The sequence below is a fragment of the Sphingomonas sp. CFBP 13714 genome (genome assembly GCF_014842205.1).
Lineage (GTDB): Bacteria > Pseudomonadota > Alphaproteobacteria > Sphingomonadales > Sphingomonadaceae > Sphingomonas > Sphingomonas aerolata.
Window position 1 is genome coordinate 1 of sequence record NZ_JACYVG010000004.1, and the last position, 23,849, is coordinate 23,849.

Below are 23,849 nucleotides of genomic sequence, written 5' to 3' on the forward strand. Positions count from 1 at the left end.
CGTCGCGCTCGCGGCCACCGTCATCTTCTGGCTATGACCAATGAGTCCTGACCCTAGCGCGGCACGGCGCGCCCGGCGATCATGCAGAGGATACAGCCAGACCCGATGAGCATGCCGGGGAGGAACAGCATCGCCGCGGCGATATGCGGCATGTCCCGGTAGAGAAGATAATGCGGCCGGTCGGACACATAGATGCTGAACCCGCAGACGATCAGCGCCGTCGCCAGGCAAATCATGGCAAGCGAAACCTTGGGAACGGCGTCCCCGACATGCTCCTCGTCATGCTTCGACGGCCGCATCAGGATCACCGACAGGGCATAGGTTGCGGATATTCCAACGATAATTCCGACGATAAGTATCGTCACCGGTCGGTCAAGTATAAGCGAGCATGCCAATATGAAACCAAGCGGGATCACTAGACCAAGCGCAAGCCCTAGCGCCATTGTAAGGAATCTCAATGTTCCGCTGTCATGATCAAAGGCCGCTCTCATGGCTGTCCTAATCTCTCCTCGTGCAGGACTTGCCACATTTACTGTGTTTTCGCTCATGATTTAGATCATCTTGTACGAATAACTTGAAATTTGCTGATCTGCATCATTGCGATGAAGGTGGAGACTTTCGGACTGCAATCGGTTGCATACTCGGCGTCGGCCGTTGCTGTGACCGCCCGGGTAGTCCCGACGCCTGGGGATGGCGGGCGCCTGCGCAGCAATAGCCACTGGTCGGTGCATGGGCTTGCACGAGCGGCACGCCTCGGCTATGCGCGCCAGCTTCCAACATCTGATGATGGAACCTGCGGGAGACGCGCGTCGAGCGTGCGTCGTTCGTACCGCTAGACTCGAAACCGGGCCGTACGCGCTTATGCGGGCGACCCCTATCAAGAGAGTGACATGGCTAAAAAGATTACCGGATACATCAAGCTGCAGGTCCCTGCAGGCGAGGCAAAGCCCGCGCCGCCGATCGGGCCTGCGCTGGGTCAGCGCGGCGTGAACATCATGGAGTTCTGCAAGGCATTCAACGCCGGCACGAGCGAACTGAAGAAGGGCATGCCGATCCCGACCGTCATCACGGTCTATGCGGATCGTTCGTTCTCGTTCGAGACGAAGACCCCGCCGGCATCGTACCTGATCAAGGAGGCCGCCGGTCTCAAGTCGGGTTCGAAGGAGCCGGGCAAGGTCGTCGCTGGCAAGATCAAGCGCTCGCAGCTGAGCGAGATCGCCACGACGAAGATGAAGGACCTCAACGCCAACGATATCGACGCTGCGACGAAGATCATCGAAGGCAGCGCCCGCGCAATGGGCCTCGAAGTGGTGGAGGGCTGATATCATGGCAAAGCTGACCAAGAAGCAGAAGGCCGTCACGGTCGACACCGTCAAGCTGCACGCAATTGACGAAGCGATCGCACTCGCACGCTCGGGCGCCACGTCGAAGTTCGACGAGACGATCGAAGTCGCGCTGAACCTGGGCGTCGATCCGCGTCACGCAGACCAGATGGTCCGCGGCGTGGTGACGCTGCCCAAGGGAACCGGCAAGACCGTCCGCGTCGGCGTGTTCGCCCGCGGCGCGAAGGCTGAAGAGGCTCTCGCAGCAGGCGCAGACGTCGTCGGCGCGGAAGACCTGATGGAGACCATCCAGGGTGGCACGATCGATTTCGATCGCTGCATCGCGACCCCGGACATGATGGGCATCGTCGGTCGTCTCGGTAAGGTTCTGGGCCCCAAGGGCCTGATGCCGAACCCGAAGCTCGGCACGGTGACGATGAACGTCGCGCAGGCGGTCAAGGACGCCAAGGGCGGCCAGATCGAATATCGCGTCGAGAAGGCCGGCATCATCCACTCGGGCATCGGCAAGGCGTCGTTCCCGGCAGAAGACCTGCGCGCGAACTTCGATGCGCTGGTCGACGCCGTGGTCAAGGCCAAGCCGTCGGGCGCGAAGGGCAAGTATGTCCGCAAGATTGCGGTTTCGAGCACCATGGGTGCCGGGATCAAGGTCGACACGACGGAAGTCGCCGGCGCCTGATCGGCGTTCGCGCTTTCGAGTGTTAGGAAAGGGGCCGGGAGAGCGATCTCCCGGCCCTTTCTGCGTCAGGGCCGCCTGATGCGCTCAGGTCGCATCGGCTGGAAAGTCCGCACCCAGGCTGATGTCGCGCGCCGCTTCAATCGCGGCCAGCCGTTCGCGCAGCTTTGCGGTCACGGCCTCATAGCCGAATGCGCCGAGCACCAGATGGCGCGGCGGCACGTCCTGGCTGACCGCGGCGATGATCGCCTCGCCTGCCCGGACCGGATCCCCGGCCTGCGTCCCGCTGACGTCCTTCGTTCCCGCCATCCGCGCGCCCGCGGTATCGGCATAATCGGCAATCTGGCTCGGCGTCTGGCGCAGCGATCGCCCCGCCCAGTCGGTGCGGAACGGGCCCGGTTCGACACAGGTCACGCCGATGCCGAGTGGCCCCACCTCGGCAAGCAGTGAGTCGGACCAGCCCTCGACCGCGTGCTTCGATGCCGCATAATAGCCCGATCCCGGAAACCCGATGAGCCCGGCGACCGAGGTGAAGTTGACGATGTTGCCGCTGCCCTGTGCGCGCATGATCGGCAGGACCGCGCGGGTAATCGCGAACAGCCCGAACACATTGGTGTCGAACTGGGCACGGATCTCGGCCTCGTCACCCTCTTCGGCGGTCGCCTGATAGCCATAGCCAGCATTGTTCACGAGCACGTCGATCTGGCCGAACTTCGCCTTGGCCGCCGCGACCGCAGTCTCGACCTGCGCCTGGTCGTTGACGTCGAGCGCGAGGGCGAGCGCGGTGTCGTCATGACCCTCGACCAGGTCGGCGACCCGGTCGGCATGGCGTGCCGTGACGACCGCGCGCCATCCGCGATCGAGGACCAGCCTGGCCAGATCGCGGCCGAAGCCGGTCGAGCAACCCGTAATGAACCAGACGGGCGATGCAGGGAGAGTCATGGACGAACCTTTCCGGATACGCTGGACATGCGTTCGCTGGAGGTAACGCCGAAAGCCGGGGACGGGTCCGTTATGCGACCCGCCCCCTGCCCTTCTTACAGCCCGATGATGCCGCCATCATTCTTGGTGATGACGATCGTCGACGAGCGCGGACGCGACGGGGTCGCGACCGCGCCGGCCTGGTTCGCGGGCCAGCTGCTGGTGATGTTGGTGGGACCACCATTCTCACCGGGATGCTGGATGTTGACGAACAGCGAGCGGCCATCCGGGGTCGAGTGGATGCCGGTGATCTCGCATTCCTTCGGCCCAACCAGGAAGCGCCGGAGCGTGGTGGCCGGTGCCTTGCCGATCCGCGTCGTGACCGTGTTGCTGGTCCCGCCGAGCGTGCTCGTCACGGCGCGCGTGCCGCCGTCGCCGACGCGGCCCGGGATTGCCGCGAGCAGCATGCAGTTGGTGACGTCGGTATAGGCGCCGTCATCGGTCTCGATCCACATCACCGGGGTGACGTTGCCGGTCGGATTGCTCGGCAGGCCGAACCACAGGCCATCGGGCGACGAGAAGTCGTTGGTCGCGTCGAGCCCCGACAGGTTGATGTTGGTCGCATCGAGATCGCTGCCCGCACCGAATGCGTAGATGTCCCACGTAAAGGCGGTCGCCTCCGACGTGTCGCCGGTCTCGCGCAGACGGATGACATGGCCGTTGGCGTTGCCCGTGGTCTGGCCACCAGTGGTCTTGGGATCGGTATAGGCCCGCGGGTTCGACGCATCGACATTCGCCGCGGTGCGCGACGAGTTGTTGGTCAGCGTGCAGTACATCTCGCCCGTCGCCGGGTTCACCGCGGTCCATTCGGGACGATCCATCTTGGTCGCGCCCAGCACGTCGCCCGCCAGACGCGCATTGATCAGCACATCGGCCTGATCCGCAAACGGATAGGTCGTGTTGGCGCTGGTCAGCGGCCCCTGCCCGAACACGAGCGGCAGCCACTGGCCCGAACCGTCGGCGTTGAGCTTGGCGACATAGAGCGTGCCCGAGTCGAGATATTTGTCGCCGATCGCGAGCCGGTTGGTCGCGGTCGCGTCTGCCGCCGACCAGGGCGTGGCGGACACGAACTTGTAGATATATTCGTTCTGCGCATCGTCGCCCATGTAGAAGGCCGGCTTGACGCCCGCGATCGTGCGGCCGATCTCGCAACCCTCATGGTTCATGCGGCCGAGCGCGGTGCGCTTGCGCGGGGTTGAGGCGGGATCGAACGGATCGATCTCGACCACCCAGCCATATTGGAACGCCTCGTTGCGGAAATCGCCCGTGGCATCGGTCGCGGCGGTCGTGGTGACGTTCCAGCGCGCATAGAGCGTGTTGGCAGCGTCTGCCGGCACGACCGACGCCCAGCCGTAATTGCCGTTGAAGGTGGTGGCGTTGGCGGTCTCGCGGATGCCGTAGCGGGCGAGCGAGACATTCTGCTTGGCGGTCGACCCGCCGCGTGCGGCGACGTCACCGAACTGGCGACGGAAATAGCCCGCCCAATTCTCCTCGTTGGTCAGATAGGTGTGCCACGGCATCGTGCCGTTCGCGCAATTGTTGATCGTCCCGCGACCCGCCGTGCCGTCGGTCGAATAGCGCGTCTTGAGCAGTGCGTTGCCGCGGACCGGACCACTGAAGCTCATCGGCGTCAGCGGCGTGATCCGGCGGTTGAACGCCGAGGCCGGGACATAGCTCCACGCGGTCGCCGAGCGGCTGATCTCGATCACCGAGACGCCGTGGCATTCCATTTCCTTCAGCGCCTCGGCCTCGGGGCGGACACCGCCCGCTGCGATCGCGCCGCCGGTGCTGGTCGCACCGTTGGGGTGCAGATAGGCCTGGGTGATATTCTCGTGGTTGAGCACGAGCAGGCCGCGCGTGTTGCCGTTGGCGTCGGGGGTGCTGCCGGTCGCGGCCAGCCCGAAATAGCTCATGCCGTCATGATGGTCGCCCGCACGGCGTGCGAAGTTCGTGTCGCTGCCGTCATTGGCATAGGCGCCGACGCCGCTCGCGATCGGATCGCCCAGGCGGTAGAGCACGGTGACGCTGTAGCCGGCCGGCACCGAGACGACGTCGGCAAGGCTCTTGGGAACCGCGGTGAAGTCGAGCCGCGCCGGGCTGACGGTGACGCTGGTCGAGGTCTCGCTGCGGATGCCGTCGGTGCTGGTGCCAGTGAAGGTGAAGGTGAGCGTGGTGTCGGCAGCGACGCTGGGCGCGGTGAAGGTCGCGGTCGCGGTGTTCGCGTTGGCGAGCGTCACGGCCGGGCCTCCCGTCTGGGCCCAGGCGACACCCGTCGCGCTGCCCGACGCTACCGTCCCGGTCAGGGTGACCGTCTTGCCTGCCGAGGTCGCGCCCGATGCACCGGCCTGCACGGTGACCGCACGCCGCGGGTCATCCTCGTCGCAACCCGCGAGCAGCATGCCGCCGAACACCGCGGCGGTCGCGGCGGACAGGCCGCCCATCAGCGTCTGGCGACGGGAATAGCGCACCGCGATCAGATCGTTCAGATGCGGATTGGCGCTGGTGTTCGTGTCGATATCGCCATCGTGATAGGCCATCGTCATGTTCGTCGGAATTTTCATACGTCCCCCCGGATCGGCCGATCTGACCGCTGCGGGGAGCTTTGGCCGGGTAAAGCGGCAGTGCGGTGAAGGAACGGAGACACCTTCGCGTCAGTCGCGTGACGGTTCCGCGACACCCGCCGGACCGCATCTGGGCGATTGACTTCGCGACCGATTCGGCTATGCGGCGGCTTCGTTCGGCGGGTCCGCCTGCCGAACTCCGTCCGAGACAGTGGGTGCACCGGGTTTGCCGGCGCTTAATCTCCCACCTAGACGGGGAATGAGATTTTGCGGAGCGCTCCGGCGCCTGCCCTCTCCCATGCCCCATCGACGAGACACCCGGAAGCGCGGGCTTGTCTGCGCCTCCGGTTAGTAACCGGGTCCACCGTGCAAATGGTGAACCTGAAAACGTGGAGAATGGCATGGATCGTGATCAAAAGACCGCGGCCGTAGCCGAGCTGAACCGCACCTTCTCCGAGGTCGGCGTCGTCGTTGTGACGCGCAACCTCGGCCTGACCGTCGCACAGTCCACTGTGCTGCGGAACAAGATGCGTGACGCCGGCGCGACCTACAAGGTCTCGAAGAACAAGCTTGCCAAGATCGCCATGGACGGCACCGACTACAGCTCGCTGGGCGACATGCTCACGGGTCCGGTCGGTCTGGCCAGCTCCATCGATCCCGTCGCGGCCGCCAAGGTGGCCGTGGAATTCGCGAAGACGAACGACAAGTTCGAAATCGTGGGTGGGGCGATGGGCGCGACGACCCTCGACGTCGACGGTGTGAAGGCGCTCGCAACGCTGCCCTCGCTGGATGAACTGCGTGCCAAGATCCTCGGCCTCATCGTGGCACCTGCCACGAAGCTGGCGACGATCACGCAGGCTCCGGCAGCGCAGCTCGCGCGCGTGCTTTCCGCCTACGCGGAGAAGGAAGCCGCCTGATCTTGCAGGCTCTTTCGTTACTTTTTGAACTGATGGGGCACATGCCCCGAGATGGAGATTTATCATGGCAGACCTGAACGCGCTCGTTGAGAGCCTGAGCGAACTGACCGTTCTCGAAGCAGCTGAGCTTTCGAAGCTGCTCGAAGAGAAGTGGGGCGTTTCGGCCGCAGCAGCGGTCGCAGCACCGGCAGCTGGCGGCGGCGCAGCCGCACCGGCCGCTGAAGAGCAGACCGAATTCGACGTCATCCTGACCGGCGACGGTGGCAAGAAGATCAACGTCATCAAGGAAGTCCGCGCGATCACGTCGCTCGGCCTGACCGAAGCAAAGACGCTGGTCGAGTCGGCTCCCAAGGCCGTCAAGGAAGGCGTGTCGAAGGACGAAGCCGCCAAGATCAAGGCACAGCTCGAAGCAGCTGGCGCGACCGTCGAGGTCAAGTAAGCCGCAGCGGGAGAGACGCTTCAGCCACGCTGAAGCGCACTCCCCGCAAGGCCGGCCGGCGGTGCTTGCACCGACCGACGAAGCAGGGGCTCCGCCCCTGCTGGCCGCAGCTAAAAAATGGGCGGCCCCAGCGATGGGGTCGCCCTTTTTTTGTGCCTGATAGATCGCAACCGGGCCGGATCGATGCGACCCGGCCCCTCGCCTGCGCCCGCCTAGACCATGATCGCGGGCGCGTGGGGCCGCGCGGCGATCCCGTCATACATGCGCGCGGGGGTATCGAGCCAGAACGGCGCAAGCTTGGCCGAGTCGACCCGCTCGACACCGATCGCCCAGGCACGCGCGGTCTGACCGGCGATCGCCCCGCTGGCATAGCGGATGTTGACCGCGACGATCGGCACGAACATCGGCCGGTCGGCCGCGGTCATGCTGTGGATCGCCTCGCGCGACATGGCCGAGACCGTCCGGATCGTGCGTGACTCGCCCGGCGCGAGCGTGAACGGCGCGGTCGCCGGACGCGCGACCTGACCCGCATTCACCGCCGTCAGATCGGCGTCCTGTCCAGCATGCGCGCTCAGCAGGACCGCCTGGACCCGGATCGCCTCCGCGACGCCTGCGCCGACGTTCGTCACCACGAGCTCACATTCAGCCGTCGCGCTGAGGAGGTTCAACCCAGCACGAAGCGGGCGCAGCTCGACCGACAGACGTGCCCGCTCCGGCTCGCGCGCCCGCCGGTCGAGAAACTGCGGGGTTGCCGTCGTCGCAGGCTCCGGCGGGGACGGCGGCGCGATTGCCGGGGTCGGCGTCACCACCGGTGCGGGGCTCGGCGGGACCGGCGCCGGCGTGGGGAGCGGGAGAACCGGGCTTGCCGGCGGTGCCTCCGCGTCGGTCAACGTCTCGGGCTCGTGATAGTCCAGCCGATCATGCCGTTTACGCGGCCCCCTGCGCAGCAACCACAGCGCAATGACGACGATCGGAATGACCGCCAGCCACAGCCAGAACGGCATCGCCTTGCCCTGCTCCGGCGCGGCGATCGTGCGTTCGTTGGAAGCGGAGGACGGCGCGACGGCGGGGGCGACTTCGGGGCTCGCGGTGGTTGCCGGAACGGCTGGTGCCGGCGTGGTCGCCACCGGGGTGACGGTCGATGCGGGTGCCGAATCCACCCGACTGTCCGCTGCGTCCCGCGGTGCGACCGACGGCACGGCCTCGGTCGCACGCCTGGACGTCGTCGCGGCGTCGACCCGCCCGGCCCTCGGCGTATCCGGGTCTGCAGTGCGTGTCGCCGGCGCCCGCGCGGGGGTGCGGCTGCGCGGCGGCGCGTCTGCGGTCGTCGGAGCCGGCAGAACCAGTCGTGGCGTATCGGGTACGGGAACCGCTGCCGTCCCCGTGTCGCGGGCCTGGAGCGGCTCGAGCCCGCGAACCGTCCCGGCAGGCGCCGGTGGGGTCGACTGCTGCGACGCGGCGTCCGACGTCTGGCCCGCCTCCTGCGCGACCACGGGCGGCGCCAGCGCCAGGCCAGCCGGCACGATCAGAAGCGCGCGGCGCCATTGTATGCTCATCGTCGAAAATTCCCTCCTGCAACGCTAGCGCGGGGAGGCCGAACGGGTCGCGGCGGCAAGTCGCCATGCGATGAGCCGCGCCGCGAGGGCGACCAGATGATCGTCCGCATCGCGAACTGCTGGCCTTCAGATCACGCGGACGTGCGCGAAGCTCCCCGCCGCCATCGGCCGGCCCCAGTAGAAGCCCTGTGCACAGCGAGCGCCCAGGTCGCGGGCGATCGCGAGATGCTCTTCAGTCTCGACCCCCTCGACGACCGTGCTCAGCCCCCGCGCGTGGCAGGACCGGACGACCTCGCGCAGTATGCCGAGTTCGTGCACGTGGCGTGCGCAATGGCCAAAAAAGTCCTTGTCGATCTTCAGCTCGGCGATCGGCAGCGTGAAGACGCGATCGAAATTCGTCGCCCCCTTGCCGAAATCGTCGAGCGAGAACACCACGCCCAGATCGCGCAACCCGTTCATGTCGCGGACCAGCCGCTGGGTATCGACCGGCCGGGCATCCTCGGTGATCTCGATGATCAGGACGCCCCGTCCCGGCCCATTCGACGCGACACCGCGCCGGCGCAGTTCATCGCCCAGCGCCGCCTGGAACAGCGGATCGGCCAGCACCGCCTGGCTGCAGTTGATCGCGACCGGCGCGGACCGTTGCTCGACGCTCAGCGCAAGCCAGAGGTCGAGCGCGGCGGTGACCGCCTTCATCGTCGCTGCCGCCTCGATCCCCGCGTCGGTCATCGCGGCGAACAGCCATTCGGGGTTCACACCCGGGATGTTGCGCAGCCTGGCGAGCGCTTCATAGCCGGCAACCTGGTCGGTGGTCAGGTCGATCTTGGGCAGGAACTCGTAATGCAGGTTCGGCAGCAGCCGCGATTCCACAAGCAGCGCCGCGATCATGCGCCGGTCGCCCGCAGCGTCTTCCGACCGGCCCGTTCCGGTCGCGAGCGACGCGAGGATCGCGGTGAGTGCGCCGATCTTGTAGGTCCGCTCGAGCGACCCGACGAGCGGATGCTCGCCGGTCATCGCCTCGCCGAGGACGGCGGACGGATATTCGCCCGGCGGCCGCAACTCGATCACCGGGCAGATCCGGCCGTCGTGCCCGATCTGATCGAGCACGGTGATCAGATCGTCGCCCCGCGATTGCGCGTCGGCAATCACGACGTCAGGCGCGAACGCCGTTCCCGCCGCAATCTCCCCCGCATGGCCGATCCAGGCGACGGCATAGCCACGGGACCGCAGTTCCGCGTGCGCCTGGCACGATGCCGCATCGGCGGCATGGACGAACAGCAATCGCGGCAGCACGGCGCGCCCCTCCCCCGCCACAGGCAGACAAGCGGAGGCCGGGCTTGCCAGCCCCAGGCCGAAACCTGCTGCCGCACCCGGTGGGGGCGCCAGACTGGGATCGGCGCTCACGCGGACGGGTCCGACCGGGCGGCTATCGACATGGGCGTGAACTCGGCAATAGGGTGGACGCTGACGAATGACGGCTGAACGACACCGGCAAGCCCCGCCGTGCGGCGGATTCAATCCCGGTAGCCAATTGGTATCTACTAATCCTGATCAGGACTGTCATCCCCGCGAACAGCGTCGCGTCCGCGCCAGGTCGCTCGTCGCCCAATAAGCCGTTGCGTGGCATTGTGATTTTATTACAAATATTTTTCCACGAGCCGCTGCGCCGCGCTCGCCTGGCCGCAAGGGCATCCCGTCTTCGACATTTTCCGCGCGAGACCGGACCGCTTTGACAAGCGCCGGCCACCGTCCTATATAAGCCACTCACCACAGCATCCGGGAAATGACAGGCCGTCGCGCAGCATGTCGATCGTATTGGATGCCGGGGTTTCATTCGCCGAAAGCCGCCGCATGTGATTGCGCGCGGCCTTTTTGCGTTACTGCACGCCCCGTCCGGGGGTTCCCGGGCACGAAATTACGGCTGACCCGTCAGTTTATTGAGGGCAAATAACCTATGGCTTCCAAGGCGATCAACGAGGGCGCTGCCAAGCAGCGTCGCGACGGCGGCACCGCAAAGCGTCGCATCCGCAAGGTCTTCGGCAACATCCACGAAGTCGTGCAGATGCCGAACCTGATCGAGGTCCAGCGCGAGAGCTACGAGCAGTTCCTGCGCTCCGACAAGTCGATCGGCCACGTCTCGGGTCTCGAGAAGACGCTGCGCAGCGTGTTCCCGATCCAGGATTTCGCCGGCACCGCCTATCTCGATTTCGACGATTACGTCCTTGAGCCGCCGAAGTTCGACGTCGAGGAATGCCGCCAGCGCGGGATCACCTATGCCGCGCCGATGCGCGTCACGCTGCGTCTGACTGCGTTCGAGGTCGATCCCGATACCGAGGCCAAGTCGGTCATCGATATCAAGGAGCAGGACGTGTACATGGGCGACATGCCGCTCATGACCGAGAACGGCACCTTCTTCATCAACGGCACCGAGCGCGTCATCGTTAGCCAGATGCACCGTTCGCCGGGCGTGCTGTTTGATCACGATCGCGGCAAGACGCACGCGTCGGGCAAGTATCTGTTCGCTGCCCGCGTGATCCCGTATCGCGGTTCGTGGCTCGATTTCGAGTTCGACGCCAAGGACATCGTCAACGTCCGCATCGATCGCAAGCGCAAGCTGCCCGTGACGGCACTGCTCTACGCGCTCGGCATGACGTCGGAAGAGATCCTCAACTACTTCTACAACCGCGTGACGTTCGTCCGCGGCCAGGGTGGCTGGATCGTTCCGTTCCAGGTCGAGAACTGGCGTGGCCAGAAGCCGATGTTCGACATCGTCGATGCGAAGACCGGCGAAGTCGTGTTCCCGAACGGCCAGAAGATCTCCCCGCGCGCCGCGAACAAGGCGTTCAAGGACGGTCTCACCGACCTGCTGATTCCGACCGAGGAAATCTTCGGCCGCTATTCGGCATACGACCTGATCGACGAGTCGACCGGCCGCATCTACATCGAAGCCGGTGACGAAGTGACCGCCGAGAACCTCGAACTGCTCGACCAGGCAGGCATCGAGCGTCTCGACCTGCTCGACATCGATCACGTCGCGACCGGCCCGTGGATCCGCAACACGCTCAAGGTCGACAAGGCCGAAGAGCGCGAGCAGGCGCTGTCCGACATCTACCGGGTGATGCGCCCTGGCGAGCCGCCGACGCTGGAGACCGCCGAGGCGCTGTTCTCGGGTCTGTTCTTCGATCCGGATCGCTACGACCTGTCGGCCGTGGGCCGCGTGAAGCTCAACATGCGTCTCGACCTCGACGTCGAGGACACCGTCACGACGCTGCGCACCGAGGACATTCTCGAGGTCATCAAGACGCTCGTGAACCTCAAGGACGGCAAGGGCGAGATCGACGATATCGACAACCTCGGTAACCGTCGTGTCCGTTCGGTCGGCGAGCTGCTCGAGAACCAGTATCGCGTCGGCCTGCTCCGCATGGAGCGCGCCGTGAAGGAGCGCATGTCGTCGGTCGACGTGTCGACGGTCATGCCGAACGACCTGATCAACGCGAAGCCTGCGGTTGCCGCGGTTCGCGAATTCTTCGGCTCGTCGCAGCTGTCGCAGTTCATGGATCAGACCAACCCGCTGTCGGAAGTCACCCACAAGCGTCGCGTGTCGGCACTTGGACCAGGTGGTCTGACGCGTGAGCGCGCTGGCTTCGAAGTCCGCGACGTTCACCCGACGCATTACGGCCGCATCTGCCCGATCGAGACGCCGGAAGGCCCAAACATCGGTCTGATCAACAGCCTCGCGTCGTTCAGCCGCGTCAACAAGTACGGCTTCATCGAGACGCCGTACCGCAAGGTCGTCGACCACAAGGTGACCGACGACGTCGTGTACCTGTCGGCGATGGAAGAGGCCAAGCACACGATCGCGCAGGCCAACGCCGATCTGACCGGTGACGGCGGCTTCACCGAGGAACTCGTCTCGTCGCGTCAGGCGGGCGAATTCCTGATGGCGCTGCCCGACAACATCACGCTGATGGACGTCAGCCCCAAGCAGCTCGTCTCGGTCGCCGCATCGCTCATTCCGTTCCTGGAAAACGATGACGCCAACCGCGCGCTGATGGGCTCGAACATGCAGCGTCAGGCCGTGCCGCTCGTCCAGGCCGAGGCGCCGTTCGTCGGCACCGGCATGGAAGAGACGGTCGCGCGTGACTCTGGCGCCGCCATCTCGGCCAAGCGTGCGGGCATCGTCGACCAGGTCGACGCGGCACGTATCGTGATCCGTGCAACCGGCGAGATCGATGCCGGCAAGTCGGGCGTCGACATCTACACGCTGATGAAGTTCCAGCGTTCGAACCAGTCGACCTGCATCAACCAGCGTCCGCTGGTGAAGGTGGGCGACGTGGTCCGTGCGGGCGACGTGCTCGCCGACGGTCCGTCGACCGAGTTCGGCGAGCTGGCGCTGGGTCGCAACAGCCTCGTCGCGTTCATGCCGTGGAACGGCTACAACTACGAGGATTCGATCCTGATCTCCGAGCGGATCGTGAAGGACGACGTGTTCACGTCGATCCATATCGACGAGTTCGAGGTGATGGCCCGCGACACGAAGCTCGGGCCCGAGGACATCACGCGCGACATCCCGAACGTCGGCGAGGAAGCGCTGCGCAACCTTGACGAGGCGGGCATCGTCTACATCGGTGCAGAGGTCGAGCCGGGCGATATCCTCGCGGGCAAGATCACGCCGAAGGGTGAATCGCCGATGACGCCGGAGGAGAAGCTTCTCCGCGCGATCTTCGGTGAGAAGGCCAGCGACGTGCGCGACACGTCGCTTCGCCTGCCGCCGGGCGTGTCGGGTACGGTCGTCGACGTTCGCGTCTTCAACCGTCACGGCATCGACAAGGACGAGCGCGCGATGGCGATCGAGCGCGAGGAGATCGAGCGTCTGAAGAAGGATTCGGACGACGAGCGTTCGATCCTGAACCGTGCGACCTGGTCGCGTCTCCGCGAGATGCTGCTCGACCAGACGGCCACCTCGGCGCCCAAGGGCGTCAAGAAGGGCGTCGTGATCGACATGGATCTGCTCGACAGCGTCGACCGCCACGAGTGGTGGAAGTTCGCGGTCGCTGACGACAAGATCCAGAGCGATCTGGAAGCGGTCAAGATCCAGTATGACGATGCCGCCAAGCTGATCACGGACAAGTTCCACGATCGTCGCGAGAAGCTGGAGCGTGGTGACGAGCTGTCGCCGGGCGTGCTGAAGATGGTCAAGGTGTTCGTCGCGGTGAAGCGCAAGCTGCAGCCGGGCGACAAGATGGCCGGCCGTCACGGGAACAAGGGCGTCATCAGCCGCATCCTGCCGGCGGAGGACATGCCGTTCCTCGCCGACGGGACGCCGGTCGATATCGTGCTCAACCCGCTGGGCGTGCCGTCGCGCATGAACGTCGGGCAGATCTTCGAGACGCATCTGGGCTGGGCCGCACGTGGTCTGGGTCAGCAGATCACTCACGCGCTCGAAACCTGGCGCGAGGAGAATCCGGAGGCCAAGGCCGGTGCGATGCCGGAGGCGGTCCGCGATCGTCTCAAGACGGTCTATGGCGAGCAGTATCACGAAGAGATCGACGCCCGTTCGGGTGACGAGATCATCGAGCTGGCCAAGAACTTGAAGGGCGGCGTGCCGATGGCGACGCCGGTGTTCGATGGTGCACGCGAGGCGGACGTGTCGGCGATGCTGGAACTGGCGGGTCTCGACCCGTCGGGCCAGTCGGACCTGTTCGACGGACGTACCGGCGACAAGTTCGATCGCAAGGTGACGGTTGGGTACATCTACATGCTCAAGCTCCACCATCTGGTCGACGACAAGATCCACGCACGGTCGATCGGGCCATACTCGCTCGTCACGCAGCAGCCGCTGGGTGGTAAGGCGCAGTTTGGTGGTCAGCGCTTCGGCGAGATGGAGGTCTGGGCACTCCAGGCCTACGGCGCGGCGTACACCTTGCAGGAAATGCTCACGGTGAAGTCGGACGACGTGGTCGGCCGCACCAAGGTCTACGAGGCGATCGTCAAGGGTGACGACACGTTCGAGGCGGGCATTCCGGAGAGCTTCAACGTGCTCGTCAAGGAAATGCGCTCGCTGGGCCTGAATGTGGACCTGAAGCAGTCGGAGCCCGGCTTCGACAGCGACGGCATCCAGATCGCGGCGGAGTAACTCCTGTGCCCTCCCCTCCCGCTCGCGGGAGGGGACCGAGGGGTGGGCTCCCGGCCGGCAGCGAAACGCGATGCCGATGCCGGGCGCCCACCCCCTCCCAGCCTGAAGAGGCTGGGCCCCTCCCCCTCCCGCAAGCGGTAGGGGGGAAGATTTTTCCTAAGGACAGCTCATGAACGAGATGACCCCCTTCGCCAATCCGGTCGCCAAGGCCGAGACGTTCGACCAGATCCAGATCGGCATCGCATCGCCGGACAAGATCCGCAGCTGGTCGTTCGGCGAGATCAAGAAGCCCGAGACCATCAACTATCGCACGTTCAAGCCCGAGCGTGACGGCCTGTTCTGCGCGCGCATCTTCGGTCCGATCAAGGATTACGAGTGCCTGTGCGGCAAGTACAAGCGCATGAAGTACAAGGGCATCGTCTGCGAGAAGTGCGGCGTCGAGGTTACCGTCTCGAAGGTTCGCCGCGAGCGGATGGGCCATATCGAGCTGGCCGCACCGGTCGCGCACATCTGGTTCCTGAAGTCGCTGCCGTCGCGCATCGGCCTGCTGCTCGACATGCAGCTCAAGCAGCTCGAGCGCGTGCTGTACTTCGAGGCGTACATCGTCATCGAGCCGGGCCTGACCCCGCTCGAGAAGTATCAGCTGATGACCGAGGACGAGCTCCTCGACGCGCAGGACCAGTATGGCGAGGACGCGTTCTCGGCCGGTATCGGTGCCGAGGCGGTCCGCATCATGCTGGAGTCGCTCGATCTCGAAGGTGAGCGTACCACGCTGCTCGAAGAGCTCGCGGTCACCAAGTCCGAGCTGAAGCCCAAGAAGATCATCAAGCGCCTGAAGGTCGTCGAGAGCTTCATCGATTCGGGCAACCGCCCCGAATGGATGATCCTCGAGGTCGTTCCGGTCATCCCGCCCGAGCTGCGCCCGCTGGTGCCGCTGGACGGCGGTCGTTTCGCGACGTCGGATCTGAACGATCTGTATCGCCGCGTGATCAACCGCAACAACCGCCTGAAGCGTCTGATGGAGCTCCGCGCGCCGGACATCATCGTCCGCAACGAGAAGCGCATGCTGCAGGAGGCCGTCGACGCATTGTTCGACAATGGTCGCCGCGGTCGCACGATCACGGGCGCCAACAAGCGTCCGCTCAAGTCGCTGTCGGACATGCTCAAGGGCAAGCAGGGCCGCTTCCGCCAGAACCTTCTGGGCAAGCGCGTCGATTATTCGGGTCGTTCGGTCATCGTGACCGGGCCTGAGCTCAAGCTGCACCAGTGCGGCCTGCCGAAGAAGATGGCGCTCGAGCTATTCAAGCCGTTCATCTACGCACGCCTCGACGCCAAGGGCCTCAGCATGACGCTGAAGCAGGCGAAGAAGTGGGTCGAGAAGGAGCGCAAGGAAGTCTGGGACATCCTGGACGAGGTGATCCGCGAGCATCCGGTCATGCTGAACCGTGCGCCGACGCTTCACCGTCTCGGCATCCAGGCGTTCGAGCCGGTGCTGATCGAGGGCAAGGCGATCCAGCTTCACCCGCTGGTCTGCTCCGCGTTCAACGCCGATTTCGATGGCGATCAGATGGCCGTGCACGTCCCGCTGTCGCTCGAAGCGCAGCTCGAAGCGCGCGTCCTGATGATGTCGACGAACAACATCCTGTCGCCCGCCAACGGCAAGCCGATCATCGTGCCGTCGCAGGACATGGTGCTGGGTCTCTATTATCTGTCGATGATGAAGGAGAATGAGCCGGGCCAGGGCATGCTGCTCGGCGACATGGCCGAAGTGCATCAGGCGCTGAACGCACAGGCCGTGACGCTGCACAGCAAGATCATCAGCCGCGTTCCGCAGACCGATGAGAACGGCAAGCAGTATCTCAAGCGTTACGAGACGACGCCGGGCCGCATGCTGCTCGGCGAGTGCCTGCCGCACAGCCACAAGGTGCCGTTCGACACCGTCAACCGCCTGCTCACCAAGAAGGACGTGGGCGACGTGATCGACGAGGTCTATCGTCACACCGGCCAGAAGGAGACCGTGCTGTTCGCCGATGCGATCATGACGCTCGGCTTCCGCCACGCCTTCCGCGCCGGCATCTCGTTCGGCAAGGACGACATGATCATTCCGGACGCGAAGGTCGGTCTGGTCGATGATACCAAGGCGCTCGTGAAGGACTTCGAGCAGCAGTATCAGGACGGTCTGATCACGCAGCAGGAGAAGTACAACAAGGTGATCGACGCCTGGAGCCGTTGCGGTGACCAGGTCGCGAACGCCATGATGGACGAGATCCGTGCGGTGAAGGTCGATACGGAGACCGGCCGTGAAAAGCCGATCAACTCGATCTACATGATGGCCCACTCGGGTGCCCGCGGTTCGCAGGCGCAGATCAAGCAGCTTGCCGGTATGCGCGGCCTGATGGCCAAGCCGTCGGGCGAGATCATCGAGACGCCGATCATCTCGAACTTCAAGGAAGGTCTGACCGTCCTTGAGTACTTCAACTCGACCCACGGCGCTCGTAAGGGCCTCGCGGATACGGCGTTGAAGACGGCGAACTCGGGGTACCTCACGCGTCGTCTGGTCGACGTGTCGCAGGATTGCGTCATCATCGAACCGGATTGCGGCACCACGCGCGCACTCGAAATGAAGGCAATCCTTCAGGGTGGTTCGACGATCGCAAGCCTCGGCGAGCGCATCCTCGGTCGTACGACCGCGGAGGACATCACCGATCCGAAGACCGGCAAGGTCATCATCCCGTCGGGCACGCTGCTCGACGAGCCGATGATCACGATGATCGAAGGCCTCGGCACGCAGTCGTGCAAGATCCGCAGCCCGCTGGTCTGCGAATCCAAGATCGGCGTCTGCGGCAAGTGCTACGGGCGCGATCTCGCCCGCGGTACGCCGGTGAACATCGGTGAAGCTGTCGGCGTCATCGCCGCGCAGTCGATCGGTGAGCCGGGCACGCAGCTGACGATGCGTACGTTCCACATCGGTGGTGCAGCGCAGCTCAACGAGACGTCGAACCTCGAGGCGCATGCCGACGGTACGGTGCAGTTCCGCGATCTGCGTATCATCGTCGACCAGCGTGGCCGTCGCGTGGTGCTCAGCCGCTCTGGTGAAATCGCGATCGTCGACATGGACGGCCGCGAGCTCTCGGTCGATCGTATCCCCTACGGTGCGTATGTGCTGTTCGACGATGGCCACATCGTGTCGCGCGGCGACCGGATGGCCGAGTGGGATCCGTTCACCATGCCGGTGATCACGGAGAACCCGGGCACGATCAAGTATGTCGACCTGATCGAGGGCAAGACGCTCACCGAGCAGACCGACGAAGCCACGGGCATCGCCCAGCGCGTCGTGATCGAATATCGTGCGGCGACCAAGTCGAAGGAGGATCTGCGTCCGCGCATGACCCTGCTCGACGAGACGTCGGGCGAGACCGGCCGCTACATGCTGGCGATCGGTGCGACCCTGTCGGTCGAGGATGGCGCACAGGTGTTCGGCGGCGACGTCGTGGCCCGTGTCAGCCGCGAGAGCGCCAAGACGCGTGACATCACCGGTGGTCTGCCGCGCGTTGCCGAGCTGTTCGAGGCGCGTATTCCAAAGGACTCGGCGATCATCGCCAAGATCTCGGGCCGCGTCGTGTTCGGCAAGGATTACAAGGCGAAGCGCAAGATCGGCATCCAGCCCGAGGATGGCGGCGACGTCGTCGAGTATCTGGTGCCGAAGTCGAAGGTCATCGACGTGCAGGAAGGCGATTACGTCAAGCGCGGCGACAACCTGATCGGCGGCTCGCCCGATCCGCACGACATCCTCGAGACGATGGGTATCGAGCCCCTCGCCGAGTATCTCGTGTCGGAAATCCAGGAGGTCTATCGACTCCAGGGCGTGAAGATCAACGACAAGCACATCGAGACGATCGTTCGTCAGATGCTGCAGAAGGTCGAGATCACCGACGGCGGCGACACCACGCTGCTGAAGGGCGAGCAGGTCGATCGCGAGGAAATGGACGCGACGAACGAGAAGCTCGACAAGAAGCAGACCCGTGCACAGGGCAAGCCCATCCTGCTCGGTATCACCAAGGCGTCGCTGCAGACCCGCAGCTTCATCTCGGCGGCATCGTTCCAGGAGACCACCCGCGTTCTCACCGAGGCCGCGGTCCAGGGCAAGCAGGACATGCTGATGGGTCTGAAGGAGAACGTGATCGTCGGCCGGCTCATCCCGGCAGGCACCGGTGCAGGTCTCAACCGCCTGCGGGTCGTGGCGAACAGCCGCGACGCCTCGATGCGCGTCGCCCAGCGCAAGATGGCCGAAGCCTCGATCATCGCGCCGAAGTCGGCGAAGGAAGAGCATGACGCCGAACTCGCCCGCTCGCCGCGCGATTCCGGCGGCACGGGGGACGACGCGCTTGGCGAAGTCGTGACCTCGGGCACCGGCACCGATGCGGATGCCGGCGAGTATCTGAACAAGCCCGAGTAATCGGGCGCATCAGACGCCAATGAAAAGGCCGCCGTCCGGATATCCGGGCGGCGGCCTTTGTCGTTTCTGGCGACTGGCGGGGCGAACGGGTCGAACCGCGCGCCTCGGTGGGTCAGCCGGTGCCTTCGCCCATCGTTCGCGGGATCGTCCGGAGCTGCTGGCCGGTGACGCGCAGCTCGTTGAACGCGGGCGGACTGCCGCGCGTCCGCTTGGACAGGGTGCCGGCACCGATCATGCGGATCTCCCGGCCGCTGCGTTCGACGGGAATGTCGAAGGGATCGTGGACATGACCTGACAGCACGGCATGCGCTCCCGCATCGGCCAGTGCGGTCAATGCGCTGTCACCATGGCGGGTCTTTGCTGTCCCGGTCGTGCCGCCTTCGATCAGCGGATGGTGCGCCGCAACGAAGACCAGGTGATCCTTCGGCACATCCTCGATCATCGCCAGCGCGCGCGACAGCGACCCCGGGCTGACACGCCCCTTCGACCAGTTCCAGCGCCACTGCGCGCGGGCCGTCGTCTTGAGCGGGACGATCGTGATCCCGGGCAGTTCCAGGGGTTTCTCGATCATCGACTCGACCGCGGCATAACGCTGATAGGGAGAGAAGAACCGACGGAACGGGTCCCAGTAATAGGGGATGTCGTGATTGCCGACCTCGAGCGTGACGGGCACGCCGAGGCTGCGCAACCAGTCGCCGCCACGCTGGAACTCCTCCTTCGTGGCGCGCATCGTCAGATCGCCGGTCATGATCACCGCGTCGGGCCGCTCCGCCTCGACACAGGCGGAGAACCAAGCGAGCGCTGCCGGATCCTCTGCCCCGAAATGAACGTCGCTGACGTGAAACAGCGTGTGCGAGCGTCCTGAAACATCTGCCATGTCAGGCAAGTTCGGCCAGCGTCTTGGGCTGGTGCATCGGACATCCGTTGAACGTCCCGCGGAATCCCGCCGAGAGCTCATAGGTTTCCTTGCGGACGCGATTGACGCCGCCCAGCGGCTGATGGTCGACCACCCCGTGCCACACGCTGTAGGACAGCGCATCGTCGGTATGATCGGTCACGCCATGCTCCCAGGAGATTTGCGGCGCCACCTCGAGCGTGGCGACCGTGACGAACGGGCTCGCCTGCTGATCCCATTCGACGGTTGCGTCTTCGATCGGCATCGCGTCGAGATCGGTGTTCAACTGGACGCGCAGTTCCCAGACACCGCCATGCTCGATCAGCTCCTCGCGCACGACCTCACGCAGCGCATCGGGGCGTGCGGCGATGTCGACCGTGTCGCCGGTCAGGCGCGTCAGTTCGGGCGAGACCGGGAACAGCGCGACCTTGGCGATATAATCCCCGTAGCGCAGCGGCGTCTGCGAGAAATAGGTCTCGCCGAGCGGGTGAACTGGCTTCGCGCCGCCGAGCGTCTTGAGCGTCGCGGACTCCGCCCCGACCGCCTCCAGTGCGGATTCGACGACGCGGAAGGTCGCCGACATCGCCTTCTTCACACCGTCGAACCGGTCGGTCGTCTTGGCAAGCAGCTTGAGGTTCTTCGAGAACGCCTTGGGATCGGGTGCCGCAAAGACCGGCGCGTTGACCATGATGAAGTCCTGCGTCGTCTCGCCTTCCGAGCCCGGCAGGCGATCGCCCTGCACGTCGAGGATCTTCAGCGCGACACCGCGCGGCAGGCTGACACTGTCGTCGAGAATGTCGCCCGCGTTCGTCGAGATGCGCAGCACCGCCTCATGACGCCCCGGCTGCGCAAAAATGCCTTGCGCGAGCGTTTGGGGCAGGCCGTCAGCGATCGTCAGCGTGCCGCGCGCGATGCCATGTGCCTTGGCATGAACCGCGCGCACGGCATGCGCATAATCCTGCGACGTGGTCTCGAGGATCTCGCGAAAGCTGTCCTTGAGCGATGCCAGCGTCTCGGCCTCGTCGTCGGCGATGGTCTCGACCGAGGGGGCGAATCGTACGGGCTGGGTGGACATGCGGATCTCCTGTCGTTTCCGATCCAAACCCGCCGAACTCCGCGACGTTCCCGCTGCACGGGCGATCGGTACGATCCCGCACGCTGTTGCAAAGCGCCGCGCCCCGGTCCACGCGGTCGGCGCCCATCGAAGGAGAAACCGATGCAGATTCCCGTCGTCACCGCCCCCACGATCGCGATCGTCGGATCCGCGGCGCGGTTTCCGGTCCGCAGGATCTTCTGCGTCGGGCAGAATTACGCCGACCACGCGCGCGAAATGGGGTCGGATCCGGATCGGCAGCAGCCCTTCTTCTTCACCAAGCCCGCCGATGCCGTCGTGCCCGGTGGCGGCACCCTGCCCTATCCGAGCATGACGCAGGATCTGCATCACGAGGTCGAACTGGTCGTGGCGCTGGGCGAAGGCGGACGGGACATCGATGCGACGGAGGCGACGGCGAAGATCTTCGGTCATGCGGTCGGTATCGACCTGACGCGGCGCGACCTGCAGGCGGCGGCCAAGGCGGCCGGGCGGCCATGGGACATGGCCAAGGGGTTCGACCGGTCCGCCCCGATCGGCGCGCTCACCCCGGGCGCGCCGCCTGCAACAGGTGCGATCGGGCTGACGATCGACGGCGAACCGCGCCAGTCGGGCGACCTGTCGATGATGATCTGGTCGGTCGCCGAAGTCATCGCCGCGCTGTCACGCCGAGTCGAACTCGCCCCCGGCGATCTGATCTTCACCGGCACCCCCGCGGGCGTCGGGCCGATCCTGCCCGCGGCACAGGTCCGCGCGACGATCACCGATCTCGAGCCGCTCGAGATCCTGTTCGACGCCTGATCGGCATGGCGGGGCGAGGTTTTTGTATAAATATGGTCGTCCCCGACCTTAGTCGGCTTTCCTTTGTCGCCGCCCGCCCGCATGCATCCCCTTCATAAAAAGGGGATGATGATGGCGGATGGATCAACCGGCGGGCTGCTCGACCGGGCACGGACGGTAGCAGGGCCGGGCTTTGATCGCTGGCTGGTGCCGCCCTGCGCGCTCGCCATCCATCTGTGCATCGGCATGGCCTATGGCTTCAGCGTGTTCTGGCTACCGCTGTCGCGCGCGATCGGGATCACCGATCCGGTGGTCTGCGAAAGCATGACGCTGGCCCAGGCGCTGACGACCACGACCTGCGACTGGCGGGTCAGCGACCTCGTCTGGACCTACACGCTCTTCTTCGTTGTGCTCGGCGCCGCGGCCGCGATCTGGGGCGGCTGGCTCGAACGCGCCGGTCCGCGCAAGGCCGGCGTCGTCGCCGCCTTCTGCTGGTGCGGCGGGATGGGGATCGGCGCGATCGGCGTGTCGATGCACCAGCTGTGGCTGATCTGGCTCGGTTCCGGCGTGATCGGCGGCATCGGTCTGGGTCTCGGCTATATCTCGCCCGTCTCGACGCTGATCAAATGGTTTCCCGACCGGCGCGGCATGGCGACGGGCATGGCGATCATGGGCTTTGGCGGCGGCGCGATGATCGGCAGCCCGCTCGCCAATTCTCTAATGAAGCACTTCTCCGGCCCCACCGGCGTCGGCGTCTGGCAGACGTTCCTCGTCCTTGCGGTCATCTACTTCGTGTTCATGATGGCCGGCGCGCTCGGCTACCGTGTGCCTGCGGAGGGCTGGAAGCCCGCCGGCTGGACCCCGCCGACCGATGCCAAGGCAACGATCAGCCGGTTCAACGTCGATCTGAAGGATGCGCACAAGACGCCGCAATTCTGGCTCATCTGGATCGTCCTGCTGCTCAACGTGTCCGCGTCGATCGGCATCATCGGTGTCGCATCGCCGATGCTCCAGGAGATCTTCGGCGGTCGCCTGATCGATGCGCCGGGCGTACTCTTCACCGCATTCAGCGACAGTCAGAAGGTCGCCGCGGCGGCGGTCGGTGCCGGCTTCGTCGGCGCGATCAGCCTGTTCAACATCGGTGGCCGCTTCTTCTGGGCGTGGTTCTCCGACCGGCTGGGGCGCAAGCCGCTCTACGCGGTGATCCTGGCAATCAGCGCTGTGCTCTACGGTATCGCCGCCCCCGCGCTTGCCGGCACCAGCCTCGGTCTCTTCATCCTCGTCTTCTGCATCCTCGCCTCGACCTATGGCGGCGGCTTCGCGACCGTGCCCGCCTATCTGGCGGACATATTCGGGACGAAGTTCGTCGGTGCGATCCACGGCCGGCTGCTGACCGCCTGGTCGACCGCGGGCGTTGTCGGGCCGCTGCTCGTCGCCAACATGCGCGACGGCCGGATTGCCGCGGGGATCCCGCGCGATCAGGTCTATCAGCCGATCTTCCTGATGCTCGCGGCGATGCTCGTGGTCGGCTTCATCGCCAACCTGTTCGTCAATCCGGTGGCAAGCCGATTCCACATGCCGGTGACCGAGGGCGTGGCTTCGACGACGGCCGTCGACGCCGCGACGGCCACCACCAGCGCACAGCATGGCGGCGGATCGCGGTCCACCGTCATCCTCGCCTGGCTGGCGGTGGGCGTGCCGATCCTATGGGGGATCTACATGACGCTGTCGAAGGCGGTCATCCTGATCAAGTGACCGAACGCGACACCGCGGTCGCATCGCCGGACAGGCGATCGCGACCCGGTGGTCGGCGTGGAAAAGGATTTGAGTTGGCACCGACGGTGTCGGCGTGGAGCGGGTGAAGGGAATCGAACCCTCGTCACTTGCTTGGGAAGCAAAAGCTCTACCATTGAGCTACACCCGCATATCGACCGTGCGTCCGTGCGGCGGATGAGCGCCGGCGGTCGCGATGCGATGGCGAGCGTCTATCGGCTCGGCGAGAGCGACGCAAGATGCTTCTCG

15 protein-coding genes and 1 tRNA gene are annotated in these 23,849 nt (G+C 65.3%); 8 read left to right on the forward strand and 8 right to left on the reverse strand.

The features are described from left to right. Positions 1 to 53 precede the first annotated feature (53 nt). On the reverse strand, positions 54 to 365 hold the full coding sequence (locus IFT54_RS10230; RefSeq protein ID WP_192070571.1) for a hypothetical protein: 312 nt from the start codon (positions 363 to 365) through the stop codon (positions 54 to 56). Between the two features lie 525 nt (positions 366 to 890). On the opposite strand from IFT54_RS10230, the gene rplK reads away from it, so the two are divergent. Next, positions 891 to 1,322, forward strand: coding sequence for a 50S ribosomal protein L11 (gene rplK, locus IFT54_RS10235; RefSeq protein WP_031392847.1), 432 nt, complete (start codon positions 891 to 893; stop codon positions 1,320 to 1,322). Between the two features lie 4 nt (positions 1,323 to 1,326). After that, positions 1,327 to 2,019, forward strand: a complete 693-nt coding sequence (gene rplA / locus IFT54_RS10240) for a 50S ribosomal protein L1 (protein ID WP_031439626.1) — start codon at positions 1,327 to 1,329, stop codon at positions 2,017 to 2,019. A gap of 84 nt (positions 2,020 to 2,103) precedes the next feature. Here rplA and IFT54_RS10245 read toward each other — a convergent pair whose 3' ends face one another. Beyond that, positions 2,104 to 2,958: an oxidoreductase gene (locus IFT54_RS10245; protein WP_192070572.1), complete on the reverse strand. Its 855-nt coding sequence runs from the start codon at positions 2,956 to 2,958 to the stop codon at positions 2,104 to 2,106. A 95-nt stretch (positions 2,959 to 3,053) separates the two neighbouring features. Continuing rightward, the gene (locus tag IFT54_RS10250) at positions 3,054 to 5,558 is read right to left on the reverse strand and encodes a PhoX family protein (RefSeq protein WP_192070573.1); all 2,505 of its coding nucleotides are present in this window, start codon (positions 5,556 to 5,558) and stop codon (positions 3,054 to 3,056) included. 401 nt (positions 5,559 to 5,959) lie between these two features. Between IFT54_RS10250 and rplJ the strand changes: the two genes are divergently transcribed. Together rplJ and rplL are read left to right on the forward strand one after the other, a co-directional pair. Beyond that, on the forward strand, positions 5,960 to 6,475 hold the full coding sequence (gene rplJ / locus IFT54_RS10255) for a 50S ribosomal protein L10 (protein ID WP_031392843.1): 516 nt from the start codon (positions 5,960 to 5,962) through the stop codon (positions 6,473 to 6,475). A gap of 64 nt (positions 6,476 to 6,539) precedes the next feature. Then, positions 6,540 to 6,914, forward strand: coding sequence for a 50S ribosomal protein L7/L12 (gene rplL, locus IFT54_RS10260; protein WP_031392842.1), 375 nt, complete (start codon positions 6,540 to 6,542; stop codon positions 6,912 to 6,914). Between the two features lie 212 nt (positions 6,915 to 7,126). On the opposite strand, the gene IFT54_RS10265 is transcribed toward rplL, so the two are convergent. Both IFT54_RS10265 and IFT54_RS20900 read right to left on the reverse strand, forming a co-directional pair. Then, positions 7,127 to 8,470 carry a hypothetical protein gene (locus tag IFT54_RS10265; RefSeq protein ID WP_192070574.1) on the reverse strand — a complete coding sequence of 448 codons (1,344 nt, stop codon included), beginning with the start codon at positions 8,468 to 8,470 and terminating at the stop codon, positions 7,127 to 7,129. Between the two features lie 126 nt (positions 8,471 to 8,596). Beyond that, positions 8,597 to 9,874: an EAL domain-containing protein gene (locus IFT54_RS20900; protein WP_192070575.1), complete on the reverse strand. Its 1,278-nt coding sequence runs from the start codon at positions 9,872 to 9,874 to the stop codon at positions 8,597 to 8,599. A 550-nt stretch (positions 9,875 to 10,424) separates the two neighbouring features. On the opposite strand from IFT54_RS20900, the gene rpoB reads away from it, so the two are divergent. After that, the gene (gene rpoB, locus IFT54_RS10275) at positions 10,425 to 14,606 is read left to right on the forward strand and encodes a DNA-directed RNA polymerase subunit beta (protein WP_031393738.1); all 4,182 of its coding nucleotides are present in this window, start codon (positions 10,425 to 10,427) and stop codon (positions 14,604 to 14,606) included. Between the two features lie 169 nt (positions 14,607 to 14,775). Further along, positions 14,776 to 19,062, forward strand: coding sequence for a DNA-directed RNA polymerase subunit beta' (rpoC, locus tag IFT54_RS10280; protein ID WP_192070576.1), 4,287 nt, complete (start codon positions 14,776 to 14,778; stop codon positions 19,060 to 19,062). Positions 19,063 to 19,174: 112 nt separating this feature from the next. Here rpoC and IFT54_RS10285 read toward each other — a convergent pair whose 3' ends face one another. Beyond that, positions 19,175 to 19,939, reverse strand: coding sequence for a metallophosphoesterase family protein (locus IFT54_RS10285; protein WP_192002988.1), 765 nt, complete (start codon positions 19,937 to 19,939; stop codon positions 19,175 to 19,177). Position 19,940: 1 nt separating this feature from the next. Beyond that, positions 19,941 to 21,032: a catalase family protein gene (locus IFT54_RS10290; protein WP_192070577.1), complete on the reverse strand. Its 1,092-nt coding sequence runs from the start codon at positions 21,030 to 21,032 to the stop codon at positions 19,941 to 19,943. Between the two features lie 141 nt (positions 21,033 to 21,173). On the opposite strand from IFT54_RS10290, the gene IFT54_RS10295 reads away from it, so the two are divergent. After that, entirely contained in the window at positions 21,174 to 21,848 is a 675-nt protein-coding gene (locus IFT54_RS10295) for a fumarylacetoacetate hydrolase family protein (protein ID WP_192070578.1), read from the forward strand. 81 nt (positions 21,849 to 21,929) lie between these two features. Further along, on the forward strand, positions 21,930 to 23,582 hold the full coding sequence (locus tag IFT54_RS10300; RefSeq protein ID WP_244648833.1) for an OFA family MFS transporter: 1,653 nt from the start codon (positions 21,930 to 21,932) through the stop codon (positions 23,580 to 23,582). Between the two features lie 95 nt (positions 23,583 to 23,677). Here the strand turns inward: IFT54_RS10300 and IFT54_RS10305 are convergent. After that, positions 23,678 to 23,751 (reverse strand) — tRNA-Gly (locus IFT54_RS10305). Positions 23,752 to 23,849: the final 98 nt, after the last annotated feature.

Bases quoted from the DNA above. Each gene is read 5' to 3' on its own strand.
- rpoC (WP_192070576.1), top strand. From the start codon at position 14,776: ATGAACGAGATGACCCCCTTCGCCAATCCGGTCGCCAAGGCCGAGACG.
- IFT54_RS10245 (WP_192070572.1), bottom strand. From the start codon at position 2,958: ATGACTCTCCCTGCATCGCCCGTCTGGTTCATTACGGGTTGCTCGACC.
- rplL (WP_031392842.1), top strand. From the start codon at position 6,540: ATGGCAGACCTGAACGCGCTCGTTGAGAGCCTGAGCGAACTGACCGTT.
- IFT54_RS10250 (WP_192070573.1), bottom strand. From the start codon at position 5,558: ATGAAAATTCCGACGAACATGACGATGGCCTATCACGATGGCGATATC.
- rplJ (WP_031392843.1), top strand. From the start codon at position 5,960: ATGGATCGTGATCAAAAGACCGCGGCCGTAGCCGAGCTGAACCGCACC.
- rplK (WP_031392847.1), top strand. From the start codon at position 891: ATGGCTAAAAAGATTACCGGATACATCAAGCTGCAGGTCCCTGCAGGC.
- IFT54_RS10285 (WP_192002988.1), bottom strand. From the start codon at position 19,939: ATGGCAGATGTTTCAGGACGCTCGCACACGCTGTTTCACGTCAGCGAC.
- rpoB (WP_031393738.1), top strand. From the start codon at position 10,425: ATGGCTTCCAAGGCGATCAACGAGGGCGCTGCCAAGCAGCGTCGCGAC.
- IFT54_RS10300 (WP_244648833.1), top strand. From the start codon at position 21,930: ATGCATCCCCTTCATAAAAAGGGGATGATGATGGCGGATGGATCAACC.
- IFT54_RS10290 (WP_192070577.1), bottom strand. From the start codon at position 21,032: ATGTCCACCCAGCCCGTACGATTCGCCCCCTCGGTCGAGACCATCGCC.
- IFT54_RS10265 (WP_192070574.1), bottom strand. From the start codon at position 8,470: ATGAGCATACAATGGCGCCGCGCGCTTCTGATCGTGCCGGCTGGCCTG.
- rplA (WP_031439626.1), top strand. From the start codon at position 1,327: ATGGCAAAGCTGACCAAGAAGCAGAAGGCCGTCACGGTCGACACCGTC.
- IFT54_RS10295 (WP_192070578.1), top strand. From the start codon at position 21,174: ATGCAGATTCCCGTCGTCACCGCCCCCACGATCGCGATCGTCGGATCC.